Raw genomic sequence first — 13,617 nt, forward strand, 5'->3', positions numbered from 1 at the left:
TTGGACCGACGCAAAAGTCTGTGAGTCGACGCAAAAAAGAGCGAACGGGACGCAAAAATCTGTGAGTTGACGCAAAAATGAGTGAACCGACGCAAAAATCAGCAAGTCGATGCAAATATCCACGTATAGAAGTAAATCTCCACTATGCTACGCAATTCTAAATAAAAAAGAGAATGTGAGTGTATACCAACATCCCTATAATGAAACCAATCTGTCTCATCTAATCTTCTGATTGCCCAACTTTGCCACGGCGTGTCAGTTTGTCTATAATATTCTATAGTATAAACAGAGTGGGGGATGTCAGTTGGCAGCGGATATTGTGGTTATTGGCAGTTTGAATGTAGACATGGTGGTGAATGTGAAAGAGCGGCCAGAGTGGGGCGAAACGGTTCTGGGGCATGGCTTTTTTACAGGTAATGGCGGAAAAGGCGGCAACCAGGCATATGCGGCTTCGAAACTTGGTGCGTCGGTTGCAATGCTCGGTTGTGTCGGGGAAGATATTTTTGGTGAGCAGCTTTTAAAAGGCTTGAATGAAGTGGGTGTCGATACTTCTCATATTGAAAAAATTCATGGTGTCTCGTCCGGTGTGGCGGTTATCAGCGTGAATGAAGATGGGGAAAATAGTATCATTGTATCACCTGGTGCAAATGACTATTTGACACCTGAATACGTTAGAAAACACGAGCAAGTTATACGTGAGGCGAAGCTTGTTATGATGCAACTCGAGATTCCTTTGGAAACAGTGCTTGATGTTGCAAATATCGCTCAGACGCATAATGTTCCGCTCATGCTCGACCCAGCGCCTGCACAAAAGCTACCAGACGAGCTTTATAAAAAGGTGACCTACCTCGTCCCAAATGAGAGTGAGTTAGGAATTGTGGCAGATGCGCAAATTTCGGATGTGGAATCCGCAAAAACGGCTGGAACGAAGCTATTGAAAAAAGGTGCAGATACGGTATTTGCAAAGCTTGGCGGGAAAGGGGTTGTCGTGTTGCGGGAAAACGAAACATTCTTTGTTGAGCCCCAAACTGTGACCGTGGTTGATACGACGGCAGCGGGTGATGCGTTTGCGGGTGCGCTCGCAACAGCACTCGTAAGCGGGAAAAGTCTCAACGAAGCGACCGAGTTTGCAAATACAGTCGGTGCGTTGACCGTTACAAAAAAGGGCGCTCAAGCCTCAATGCCAACACTAGAAGAGACAAAAGATTTTGGAGGTAAACAATGAAGAAAGTAATTTTTGATGTAGATACAGGAATAGATGATGCAATGGCGATTGCCTATGCAGTGAACTCGCCAGAGCTTGAACTTCTTGGGTTAACGACGAGCTACGGCAATGTCGCGGTAGACGAGGCAACGCGAAACACGCTTGCAGTTTTAGAGAAGCTTGGAAAAAGGATACCGGTATATGCTGGTTCTGCACAGCCACTAGCACGTTCTAATCGTGAAGGCTTTGCGAAAAAGGTCCATGGGCAAGACGGGTTAGGGAATGCGCTAGATTTTGAACCGACTGCTTCTGCTGAAACTCAGACTGCTGTCGATTTTATTATTAATCAGGTAAAAGAGCTTCCAAATGAAGTGACCATTATCGCCGTTGGACCATTGACAAACCTGGCTCTTGCACTTCAAAAGGCGCCAGAGATTGTCGACCAGGTTTCTGACGTTGTGATTATGGGTGGAGCGGTTTTTGTGCCAGGAAACGTGAATCCATATGCGGAGGCGAATATTTTTACCGACCCTGAAGCGGCAAAAATCGTACTGGCGTCAGGATTACCGATAAGGTTAGTAGGGCTGGATGTGACGATGCAGACCTTGTTGCCAAGAGAGAAAGTAGACGCGTGGCGCGGTTCTGAGGTCGGCGACTTTTTTGCGGACATGGTCGGCTTTTATCATGATTTTTATGAATCCGCGAACCCGGGAATTGGTGGCTGTGGCCTCCACGATCCATTAGCAGTAGGTGTGGCAATCGACCAAAGCTTCGTCAAAACAAAGTACATAGCGGTCGATGTGATAACTGAAGGCGAAGAAGATGGTAGAACAGTACCGGCAGCTGATGGTAGTCCCAAAATCCAAGTATGCACCGAAGTCGAAGCGCCAAAATTCTTGGATCACTTTTTAAAACGAGTGCCGACTGCACAATAGAAATTTCGAGCCCATGCTACAAAAATAGTAGCATGGGTTCAATTGTTGTAATATTGTTATTATATATAAAATTTTTGAGGGACACTCTGGACAGGTTCATTGTCCCAGATAAAATTGGTGGGACAAGGTACCTGTCCCCCGTCCAAAAAAAGGTGGCATTATAATGGAACAGCAGGTTGTAGCATTTTTGAAAGAGAAAGAGTCTGAGATGGTGGAGGTTTTGAAGGGGTTAGTGGAGTTAGAGTCTCCGTCTCACGATAAAGAAGCGGTGGACCAGGTGGGAGAGCAGGTTCAGAAGCTTTATAAAAAATATGTTGGCGGCTCCATCGGCAAATTCGAGAATGAGCATTTCGGTGATCATTTTCGCTGTGAATTTGGCGAGGGTGAGGAGCAGATTCTCATCTTAGCGCATATGGATACAGTTTGGCCAAAGGGCACGCTTGAGGAACTTCCATTCCGGATTGATGGAGACAAGCTTTATGGGCCGGGGTCATTTGATATGAAGGGTGGCATCGTCCAGGGGTTGTTTGCTCTACATGCGCTCAAAACACTCCAGGTTCCTTTGAAAACAAAGGTCGTGATGTTGTTTACGTCGGATGAGGAGATTGGAAGTGATTCCTCACGGGAGTTAATCGAAGCGGAAGCGAAGAAGAGCAAATATGTGCTTGTTCTAGAGTCTGCAGCAGCTTCAACCAAAGGAAAGCTGAAAACTTCCCGCAAAGGGGTCGGCATGTTTACGATAAAAGTACAGGGACGAGCAGCACACTCTGGGATTGAGCCCGAAAAAGGAATTAGTGCGATCGAGGAACTTGCGCGCCAAACCCTTTATTTGCATGGCTTAACAGATTATGAAAAAGGAACGACCTTAAATATTGGGCTTGTAAAAGGCGGAAGTGCATCGAATGTGGTCGCTGCAGAAGCAGAGGCTGAATTGGATTTACGTGTGAAAAATAACGCCGAGTTTAATCGAGTTATCCCATTGATTCAAGGTTTGACACCTTCACAAGAAGGAATAACTATCGAGGTAACAGGTGGCATCAACCGACCGGTGATGGAAAAAACGCCTGAGATAACAAAAATGTTTGAAACAGCAAAGGAAATAGCGAAGGAATATCTTGATTTGGACTTGGAAGACCAAGCAAGTGGTGGCGGAAGTGATGGCAGCTTCGCATCGCAATTTGCTCCAACCCTAGATGGATTAGGACCAGTCGGTGATGGCGCCCACGCTTCAAACGAGCACTTGCTTATCTCGCAAATGCCGGTAAGAAGTGCGTTAGTTGCCCTATTGATTGAAAAACTGGCGAATGAGTAAAGGAACATGGGGACAATGTCCCCGTGTCCCACATGAAAAATGAACCAGAAAATTCTGGTCCTATTTTTCGGTTGAAACTATTTGATTTGGTTCATTTTTCTGAGGAAGTGGAAGAAAATCCGATGGTAAAGTGTCTCCAAGGTTAATTTCACTTTCTGAAAATCCTCTGTAATTTATTTGATAAAAGCTTGGATTACCTTCCCAGGCTTTTTTTGGTAATGTCACTACAAAGGAACCATCTCTTTGTGGAACCGTAGTGGAATAGGTACTATCATCGGGTGTATTCAAACCAATTAATACTCCTTTATATAGAGCGCCCTTTGCATCAGTTGCAACGAGAGTAGGTGGTTCATCCTTAATAATGGTTCCTTCTTTTGGTAGTACGATATCTAGCTTTATACCAAAATCGTCAGGAAACAGAAATGCTTTTCCCTCAGGTAAGGTATACGTAATGTTTTCACTAGGTACATACACATTTAAATAATGGTTCTCATCGTCTTCAGGTATGTAGTACATGGCATATTCTCCATTTTCGTTACTAGGGTCAGACATTGAAAACCCCTCCACCCCGTCACGGCGAATGTTAACCGTTGCTCCTTCAATAGGATTTCCATTTGCGTCTTTAATGGTTCCCATAATCGGGAATTTCTCCACTCCGAACTTTGGAAACTCTTCATTTTCATTCAAAACAGCACGAGCATATACATCAACTAAATGATGATCTTCTTTATTTTCCTCAACCCTATCAATCTCAATTGGAAAATAAACCATTAATTCCTGCTCTAATGCTAATAGGTCCTTTTTGAGTTTCACAGGTAAGGGCTTACCCCCAACAGTAGCCTCATCAAGGGAAGAGACATGAACGTAATCACTTCTAATCATGTTTGTATCCAATAAAATCGAGAATTCGCCATTTGTATCTGTCGTCGTTTTTCTTTTATTGGACACTTGAATGACCGCATCCTCGACAGGTTTGTCATCTACCAAAAGCTGCCCCTTCGTAAGTTTTTGATGAGAGTTATCCATTTTCCAGCTTTCATATGGGAACTTATTTTGTTCTAATTCTAAAGAAATCTTGGCAATTTGAGCTTCTTTTTTACCCATTTTTTCACCACTATTCATACAAGCTGAAAGACCTAGAATTAAAATGGATACAAAAAGTAAACACAGGATTTTAGATCCCCTTTCCATGTTAAAATTCCTCCTAATTACATAGTCTGAAGCGAAAAAGCTATGCCGAAAGAACTATTCTGTCCTATAAAACGCCTATATCCCTACATCTATACACAATTGATTAAGAAAAAGAACTATTTTGAAAAAACTAAATATTGAATATTTTTGGGTGATACCTAATATACATATTTTTGTAATGAATTTGTTACACATATTTAATAATAGGAGGGGTTTGGATTGGGGAAAAGGTTAAGGTTTAGTACTGCTATTATAGCCTCTGCCATGTTGCTGTTAACTGCATGTCAGTCACAGCCTGAAGTAAAAGAGCCTGAAGAAAAGGAGCCTCCGAAAAAAATAGAAGAAAAAGTGGAGGAAAAAGAGGTAAATGGGGATTACCCATCATTTGGTTACGACCTAGGACTAACGCGACATGTTCCATTTGATGAAATTACGAAAGAAAATGTAAAGGAATTAGGTCTTATTTGGAGTAAAAAATTTAAAGAAATCAATCCAGATATTCCGAATGGCAACCAAAACTTCCCGGTTGTTATTGATGGAGTTGCTTATGTTTCTACAAGCATGAACTTTGTTTATGCCTTTGATGCAATAACTGGTGATGTCATTTGGGAATGGATTCCTCCTCAAGAAATCATTGAAAATGCTGAACGCACAGGGATGATAAATACTAACCGTGGTGTTGCTGTTGCAGACGGTAAAGTTTTTATGATCACAAACAATGTTGGTTTAGTATCCATTGACCAAAAAACGGGCGAAACCATTAAATATGTGAAAATTAGTGAATTCTATCCTGATGTCACGCCTGAAAATGGATATTATGAAACAACAGCCCCAACTTACTATGATGGGAAAATTTTTGTTGGCTCATCAGGCGGTGATAACGGTGTTCGTGGTTTTGAAATGGCGTTCAATGCAAGTGATTTAACACCAGCCTGGGATGAACCTTTCTGGACTGTGCCGCCAAAAGGTGAGGATTGGTTAGCTGACGGTTTATTTGGTGGGGGTGGTGCTGTTTGGATGCTGCCAAGTGTTGACGAGGAAACAGGTACACTATACTTTTCTGCGGGAAACCCAGCACCTGATTTCTATGGTGAGAGACGACCTGGTGCAAACCCACATACAAACTCCGTACTTGCAGTCGACGCGGATACAGGTAAATTAAAATGGGCGCAACAACAAATATCCCATGACCTTTGGGACTATGATACAGCCGACAGCCCAACCGTTTATACAGCAACCATTAATGGTGAAAAACGTCGTGTTGTTGCTGTTGGTACAAAGGGTGGGGAATGGTTCGTTTATGATGCTAAATCAGGGGAACCCATTTACAAAAATGTTCCCTTTGCTAAAATTGACCATCCTGAACCAACACCAGAAGGTACATTGGTTTATCCAGGTATTTTAGGTGGCCAAAACTACGCACCGAATACGTATGATCCGGTATTAAATTTAGATTTAATTCCTTCAATTGAACAAGGTGCTATTATTAAAACTGCAAGAAATGAAGAAGAAGCAGTCGAAAGTAGAGGTAGTGTTTGGGCCTTTGGTACATCGTACGCACCTCCTGCAGATGAACCCGCCTACGGTACCATTACTGCTTTTGACTTAAATACAGGGAAACAAGTATGGCAAATCGAAACGCCAGATGCACAGCGTGGTGGGTTAACAAGTACAGCAACAGGCCTTACTTTTTACGGTGAATTAGATGGTAAAGTCAATGCCTTAGATACAGCAACAGGTGAGATTTTGTGGACATATCAAACCACGGGTAAAACGATATCCGCTGCGCCATCTATTTTCGTAGTAGATGGTAAACAATACATTATGATTACATCAGCGGGCAGCGACCCTCAAGTATTTGTATTTGCTTTAGGTGGAGAGCCGTCACAAGCCGAAGCAGGAGAAACTGAAGAAGCAGAAGACCCACATGCTTCCGGCGAATCAGAAGCAAAGGAAGATCCTAAAACAGATACATCAGAACCTGCTGACACGGAAGCAAATGGTAATGTAATAGAAATCAATCTTACTGCTAAAAACTTCGAATTTGATCCTCAAGAAATTAAAGCAAAAGTAGGGGACACAATTCGCTTCACGATGAGTAATGATTCCGGACTCCACGGTATCGCACTTGATGAATTCGGCATGAACCTTAAAGAAGGCGAAACCTTTGAATTCGTAGTCACAAAAGCGGGAGAATTCCAATATTACTGCAGCATCCCTTGTGGCCCAGGCCACGACAACATGACTGGTAAACTAATCGTAACTGAATAGGGTCACGGGGACAGGTTCATTTTACCAAGAAAAAATGGACCTGTCCCCTTCCTATCTTTAATAGTTACCAAATTATTTAGACAACTTGTCAGGATACTGATATAATATTCCTCATTAATTATTGTGAGGTAATGATCATGTATTTTAATAAGGAAGAGTTTCAAAGTAAACATCAGAATCACGGAAGGCTATTGGTAAGTTGTCCAGATCAACCGGGGATCGTAATGGCGATTTCTGCATTTTTATATTCATTTGATGCGAATATCATAGAGTCCAGTCAGTATTCCACACATCATCAAGAAGGAACATTTTATCTCCGAATTGAATTTGAATGCCCATCTTTAACGGAAAAAAAGCCAGAGATGGAGTCAGCATTTTTAGAAGTGGCTGAAAAATTTTCAATGGAATGGAAGTTAATCAATGTTCAAAATGTAAAAAGAACGGCGATTTTTGTTTCCAAGCAGCTTCACTGTTTGCATGAGCTTTTATGGGAATGGCAAAGCGGCGATTTGATGACGGAGATTGCGCTTGTCGTGAGCAATCATGAGGACGCAAGACCTGTTGTCGAAAACCTCGGCATTCCGTTTGTTTATATTCCAGCGAACAAGGACATCCGTAAGCAGGTGGAGGAACAGCAAATACAGCTTTTAAAAGAATATGAAATTGATTTGATTGTGCTTGCGCGTTACATGCAGGTATTAACACCGGACTTTGTCGCGGAGTATCCGAATCAAATCATCAACATTCATCACTCATTCCTGCCAGCGTTTGTCGGAGCTAGACCGTACGAGCGCGCCTATACACGTGGGGTGAAATTAATCGGAGCGACCTCCCATTATGTAACAAATGATTTGGATGAGGGCCCAATTATTGAACAAGACATTGCCCGCGTGGATCACCGTGACGATGTGGCAAGACTGAAAAAAATCGGTCAATCCGTCGAACGAAGCGTGCTTGCGCGTGGAGTGAAATGGCATCTGGAGGACCGAATCATCGTGGATGATAATAAGACGATTGTGTTTTAAAAAAATGTAGGAGTCCCACTTTTGGGGCTCCTTTTTTGATAGCAAAAGAAGGATAAATTTGGAATTTGACGAATACTTTTATTGAAAGTAAGAATAAGGAGGAATAGGATGCATGAACTAGTTCAGAGAGTATTTTTAACATTATTGAGTATGTTATTAGTCTTTATTTTCTTTAAAAACATACATTTCATAGATTTCCTTTTCTTTCATTTTTTGATTACGATTTTGATATATATTTTTATCATTATTTTCATCGTCTGGTTCGTTAAGAAGGTCAGTAAATGGATGGCAACACTGCGATATAGGCTTTCAATAAAAGCAATGACAAGCTTTCTTATTCTCCTATTCTTTGCATATGAGTTTTTTACGCCTTATTTTTATAGTGAAAACTATTTGAAAGAAGTTGGATATGAAAAAGCTGTAATCCTTCATCAACTCTCGCAAGCTGACCCTACCGACAAAGAGCGTGATGAGATGCTGAAAAAGGCTGTCGGGAAGGAAACGGTATTTGCCAATTCTGTTATGGGAGATTATCCGAACATTGACTATTTTAAAGTAGGGGAAGTCATCGATTTTGAACGTCAATTTAATCAATCATTGAAAGTAAACAACCTAAATTGCAGCGATTTCAATATACATTTTCAAAAGAAGGAATGGACTTTAAAATTATTGGGTTTGGAGAAGTATATGACTTTTAACGTCTTAAGGAACCTTGTAATGCCAGGGTTTCTATTCTTTTTTAGGCAAATTGATAGGAACAACGATAACTTTTTCTAGTTATTTTTGTCGAAATTTGTAACTGTGGCCTATGTAAATCACTGCCGAATTAGGTTATATTATATATAGACTATATTTTGCATGGAGGACGAACAGTGGCTTACCAATTGAACGAGTGTTTTAAAATGTTTAGCTTAAATTCAAACTCAAAACTAGCAGAGGAAATGGCGACGTTACTTGGTTGTGAGTTGGGGAAATGTTCCGTATCCCGTTTCAGTGACGGAGAAATACATATCAACATCGAAGAAAGTGTCCGTGGAAGTGAGGTATACTTAGTCCAATCCACCTCCCAGCCGGCTAACGAACACGTGATGGAATTATTAATCATGATCGATGCGCTCAAACGAGCTTCTGCAAAAAACATCAACGTGGTGATCCCTTATTACGGATATGCACGACAGGACCGTAAAGCACGCTCACGTGAACCAATCACAGCGAAGCTTATCGCAAACTTACTAGAAACGGCGGGGGCTACAAGGGTCTTGACCATGGACCTTCATGCACCACAAATCCAAGGATTTTTTGATATTCCTGTGGATCAATTGCTTGGCGTACCCCTTCTAGCAGAATATTTTACTAACAAAGGGCTTGAGGATGTGGTCGTGGTTGCACCTGACCAAGGTGGAGTTGTGCGTGCAAGAAAATTGGCAAGCCAGCTAAATGTGCCGATTGCCTTTATCGATAAACGCCGTCCAAAACCAAATGTGGCGCAAATCATGAACATCGTCGGGAATATCGAAGGAAAAAATGCCATCATTATCGACGACTTAATCGATACAGCCGGAACGATAACCATTGCTGCAAAAGCCCTAAAGGAAATGGGTGCAAAAGGAGTGTACGCTTGCTGTACGCATCCAGTCTTATCCGGCCCAGCAATTGAAAGAATCGAGTCATCACCAATTGAAGAACTGGTCGTCACAAACACGATTCAACTGCCAGAAGAAAAACAACTCGATAAAATCACAACCATTTCCGTGGCTCCACTGCTAGTCAATGCAGTCGACCGCATCCATAACGAAAGAGCTGTGAGTCCTTTATTTGAATAGAATTTTTTATCTGAGCTGTCCTTAGTGGTACGGCTTTTTTTTGTGGGGGAGAATGGGAGAACAAGCTAACGCGGATAGAACAAAATTATTGTTGATAGAGCTTTGCGGAACATCAAAAAAGGGGGTACAGTTATACCCCTTGTCCCTTTTATTGGATAAATCACCCAATTTGATTTAGATTATAGGTATTAACTAATAAAAGTTGGTGGATTTTATGGATGGCGAGGAGAAATGTCCGCTTTGTAATTCAAAGCTGATTGAAGATGTTTGGGAATTGATCCATGAGGAGGAAAATGGAAACATCGTTCAAGAAATTATCTATCCAGCACTCATTTGTAGTAATTATTGCGGTTTTTATCAAGGTCTTCGAGGGGATGACGTATGAAAAATAGACCAAATATCTTTCGATTTGGAACAAAAGAACTTACACAAGATGCTTTCATTGTTTGGAGTTTATCATGGATTAATCAGCCTGGAGATTTTCCTGAAAAGGAATACGGATTGGCACTATTAAACACTATGTTAAAATTGCATGATATTCATGTTCCGAGTAACTTAATCGATTCAATAGAGGTAATAAGACAGTATAAAAACATTGATATTCTAATCCGTTTCAGTGCAGGTCATAAAAAGTATCAAATTATCATTGAGGATAAAACAAACACGGCTATGCATTCCGGTCAACTAGAAAAATATTTTAATCTATTAAAAAATGAAAATAATAAAGATGACGTGGAAATACTGGGTATTTACTATAAAACGGGTTATATTTTTGATAATGAGGTTACCTATATTGATAGATTTAATGAAAAGATAGGCAGGTTTAAAGTCTTTAATAGACAAGAAATGATCGATGTTATGTCTGACTATCTTGAAGTGATTTCAAGTGACATTTTCCACGATTATTATGACTACATTTTTGAACTTCAACAAGAAGAGGACCTTATCATAGCTAACTTAGCTTCAAAGGTCCTAGATAAGGTAAAAAGCTCACTAAAAACAGATGTGGGTCAATGGATTTTTATGAAAGAGCTATTTGGAAAGATTGCAGAGGAAGACGACAAGACTTCGATTCGTAGAGGAAATAGTAGTGGTAGACCGTGGACGCAATATTCATTCATACCATCCAATACGAGCGTTCAATTTCCGGAGGCTTTATTTTATCGTTTGGACCGGCGTAAAGAAGGTTATTATTTATCGGTTCGTCAATATTACAATTATGAGGCCAATGCAAGTAAACTAAATAGACCATTAGATTCATATAGACGTGAAAAAGTAGAAAGGCTTCAAGTTCTCATTAAGTTATTTGAGGAGACTATGCAATACTTTAAAAAAGAAAATCCTAGTTATCTACTCGAAAACGGAAAAAGAGTAACAGATCATGCCGGAAAAAAGGAATCTGAAATTGGGGTATTTTTCATGAATGAAATGAACAAACCTGATAAGATCATGAAGTTCATTCCTGAGTTTCATCATAGGTTTTTGAAGGAAATAAAAGGGGAATGGGAACTAGGTTAGAAAGGGCAGGGAGTCACGCGGACTCCGTCTTAAACATAGAAAAAGTAGCTACATAGATAGCTACTTTTTTGATCAGCCGAATGGGACAATGAACCTGTCCCCGTGTCCCTACGAGGCCTTTTGCCCTTCCAGTACCTGCACCGCTTTTTTTGCAGGTTTTTTCATGAAGATAAGGTTCATGACGATGGCGGTTAGGCTTCCGATGACGATACCGTTGCTGGTAAGGATTTGGACGTTCTCTGGTAGGTTGGCGAATAGGGTTGGGACGGTTGTGATGCCGAGTCCCATACCGATTGAACATGCCATGATTAATAGATTTTCTTGTGATGAAAAGTCAACTTTGCTTAGCATTTTAATTCCCGCAGAGATGACCATTCCGAACATCGCAAGCATTGCGCCGCCGAGAACGGGCGTTGGGATGACAGTTGTGAACGCGCCGACTTTTGGAAGGAATCCCAGTATAATTAGAAATGCCCCAGCTGCGTAGATGACAGTGTTCTTTTTTACACCTGAAAGTTGGATGAGTCCAACGTTCTGTGAGTAGGTTGTATATGGGAACGCGTTGAAAATTCCGCCTAAAATGGTCGCAATTCCTTCTGCACGGTATCCCTTTGAGATTTCTTCTTCCGATAGCTTTTTACCCGTGATATCACTAAGTGCGAAGTAAACGCCTGATGCTTCTACAAGCCCCACGATTAAAACTAAAATCATCATGATAATTGCTGATGGCTCGAACGTTGGCATACCGAAGTAGAACGGTTTCGGCATGTGCATCCAAGACGCATCTGCTACTGCTGAAAAATCAACCTTGCCTAAGAAATAGGCAACGGCTGTACCAATGATTAACCCTAGTAAAATGGCAATTTGACGCATAAAACCTTTTGCAAAACGATACAACACTAAGATAAAAAATAGCGTTCCGAATGAAAGAGCAAGATTTTGAACCGAACCGAAATCTGCGCTTCCCACTCCGCCGGCCATGTCGTTCATTGCAACAGGAATGAGCGTGATCCCAATAATGGTAACAACTGACCCGGTTACGACTGGAGGGAAGAATTTTACGAGCTTACCAAAGATAGTAGAAACGAGAACAAGGAAGACACCGCCAGCTAAAATCGCACCGTAAATCGCGGATATCCCATACTGCCCTCCGATAGCAATCATTGGCCCGACTGCTGTAAACGTACAACCGAGCATTACGGGTAGCCCGATACCGAAGTATTTATTTTTCCACACCTGTAAAAGCGTTGCGATTCCACACATTAATAAGTCAATTGAAACGAGATATGTGAGCTGCTCACTTGTTAAGCCGATGGCGCCACCAACGATGAGCGGCACAATCACGGCACCTGCGTACATCGCGAGTACGTGTTGAATTCCGAGAGAAGCGGTTTTAAATACGTTTCTTTGCATTAGCGAACAACCTCCATTTCCTCTAAGAATGTCACTTTTCCATCTTGTAAAGATTGAATTCGAGCAAGTGATTCAACCTTGAAACCTTTGTCACGAAGCAGCTTACCACCGTCTTGAAAGGATTTTTCAATTACAATTCCGATTCCAGCGGTTTTAGCGCCAGCTAACTCTACGATGCTAGCTAATCCAAGCGCAGCCTGGCCGTTTGCCAAAAAGTCATCGATGATTAGCACATTGTCTGATGGTTCGAGGAATTTTTGAGAAACGGAGATGTCATTGGTTTCATTTTTTGTAAAGGAATGAACAGATGCTGTGAGCAGGTCGTTTACCAATGTTAATGATTTTCTTTTTCTGGCAAAAATAACGGGAACACCGAGTTCGAGCGCTGCCATCATGCTAGGTGCAATCCCTGAGGATTCAAGTGTCAGCACTTTTGTGATGTTGTCATTCTGGAAGCGGCGCGCAAATTCCTTGCCGACTTCAACCATGAGCTGAGGATCTATTTGATGGTTTAAAAAGGCGTCGACCTTAAGGACGTGGTCGGATAGGACTGTACCTTCGTTGATAATTTTCTGTTGTAAAAGTTGCATGTGAGTTTCCCCCTTAAAATGAAAAAGCCTGAACATCATTGCACTCCCCATTACGAGTGAGTCAATGACCTTCAGGCTTTCAACGAAGGAAAGTGGAATCGCATAAATGCATTCCCATTGCTCACTCATAGTCAGCACATTTACGGTGCGCTGGTAGAAACTTACGGGCCATATCCCCGTGATTATATGAGTGAATGCCGATATTCAAATGGTATGTTGGTATTATATGACGGGAGGCGGGATTTGTAAATGGTGGGAGTTGGAAAAAGGAGCGGGAGGACTCAAAAATATAAATGTAGACGCAAAGGTTGGTGGGGGGACGCAAAAGTTCAGAT

Annotated in this window: 12 protein-coding genes and 1 riboswitch; of the genes, 9 read left to right on the forward strand and 3 right to left on the reverse strand. The window is 41.6% G+C overall.

Annotated features, from left to right (window positions below):
• The first annotated feature begins 304 nt into the window (after window positions 1–304).
• The 3 genes from rbsK (at window position 305) to V7138_RS25125 (ending at window position 3,451) form a co-directional block, all read left to right on the forward strand.
• Window positions 305–1,225 (forward strand): ribokinase, encoded by a 921-nt coding sequence (gene rbsK / locus V7138_RS25115; RefSeq protein ID WP_335402730.1) that lies wholly within the window; start codon window positions 305–307, stop codon window positions 1,223–1,225.
• Entirely contained in the window at window positions 1,222–2,139 is a 918-nt protein-coding gene (locus tag V7138_RS25120) for a nucleoside hydrolase (protein WP_335402732.1), read from the forward strand. The genes rbsK and V7138_RS25120 overlap by 4 nt, the downstream gene beginning before the upstream one ends.
• 163 nt (window positions 2,140–2,302) lie before the next feature.
• Window positions 2,303–3,451: a M20 family metallopeptidase gene (locus tag V7138_RS25125; protein WP_335402734.1), complete on the forward strand. Its 1,149-nt coding sequence runs from the start codon at window positions 2,303–2,305 to the stop codon at window positions 3,449–3,451.
• A 60-nt stretch (window positions 3,452–3,511) separates the two neighbouring features.
• On the opposite strand, the gene V7138_RS25130 is transcribed toward V7138_RS25125, so the two are convergent.
• On the reverse strand, window positions 3,512–4,642 hold the full coding sequence (locus V7138_RS25130) for an Ig-like domain-containing protein (RefSeq protein WP_335402736.1): 1,131 nt from the start codon (window positions 4,640–4,642) through the stop codon (window positions 3,512–3,514).
• A gap of 219 nt (window positions 4,643–4,861) precedes the next feature.
• On the opposite strand from V7138_RS25130, the gene V7138_RS25135 reads away from it, so the two are divergent.
• The 6 genes from V7138_RS25135 to V7138_RS25160 all read left to right on the forward strand — a co-directional run bounded on the left by V7138_RS25135 (window position 4,862) and on the right by V7138_RS25160 (window position 11,279).
• Window positions 4,862–6,913, forward strand: coding sequence for an outer membrane protein assembly factor BamB family protein (locus V7138_RS25135; protein WP_335402738.1), 2,052 nt, complete (start codon window positions 4,862–4,864; stop codon window positions 6,911–6,913).
• Between the two features lie 137 nt (window positions 6,914–7,050).
• Entirely contained in the window at window positions 7,051–7,938 is an 888-nt protein-coding gene (gene purU, locus V7138_RS25140; protein ID WP_335402740.1) for a formyltetrahydrofolate deformylase, read from the forward strand.
• A gap of 108 nt (window positions 7,939–8,046) precedes the next feature.
• Entirely contained in the window at window positions 8,047–8,715 is a 669-nt protein-coding gene (locus V7138_RS25145) for a hypothetical protein (protein ID WP_335402742.1), read from the forward strand.
• Window positions 8,716–8,840: 125 nt separating this feature from the next.
• Complete coding sequence (locus V7138_RS25150) at window positions 8,841–9,761, forward strand: ribose-phosphate diphosphokinase (protein ID WP_335402752.1); 921 nt, start codon at window positions 8,841–8,843, stop codon at window positions 9,759–9,761.
• Window positions 9,762–9,975: 214 nt separating this feature from the next.
• Entirely contained in the window at window positions 9,976–10,146 is a 171-nt protein-coding gene (locus V7138_RS25155) for a hypothetical protein (protein ID WP_335402744.1), read from the forward strand.
• Entirely contained in the window at window positions 10,143–11,279 is a 1,137-nt protein-coding gene (locus tag V7138_RS25160; protein ID WP_335402746.1) for a PD-(D/E)XK nuclease family protein, read from the forward strand. Before V7138_RS25155 ends, V7138_RS25160 begins: the two co-directional genes overlap by 4 nt.
• 108 nt (window positions 11,280–11,387) lie before the next feature.
• Here the strand turns inward: V7138_RS25160 and V7138_RS25165 are convergent, their stop codons facing one another.
• Together V7138_RS25165 and V7138_RS25170 are read right to left on the reverse strand one after the other, a co-directional pair.
• Window positions 11,388–12,692, reverse strand: a complete 1,305-nt coding sequence (locus V7138_RS25165) for a nucleobase:cation symporter-2 family protein (protein WP_335402748.1) — start codon at window positions 12,690–12,692, stop codon at window positions 11,388–11,390.
• Window positions 12,692–13,282: a xanthine phosphoribosyltransferase gene (locus V7138_RS25170; protein WP_335402750.1), complete on the reverse strand. Its 591-nt coding sequence runs from the start codon at window positions 13,280–13,282 to the stop codon at window positions 12,692–12,694. The genes V7138_RS25165 and V7138_RS25170 overlap by 1 nt, the downstream gene beginning before the upstream one ends.
• Before the next feature lie 108 nt (window positions 13,283–13,390).
• A riboswitch (purine riboswitch) is annotated at window positions 13,391–13,492 on the reverse strand.
• Between the last annotated feature and the right edge of the window lie 125 nt (window positions 13,493–13,617).

The organism is Bacillus sp. JJ1533 (assembly GCF_036965045.1).
Lineage (GTDB): Bacteria > Bacillota > Bacilli > Bacillales > Bacillaceae_L > Ferdinandcohnia.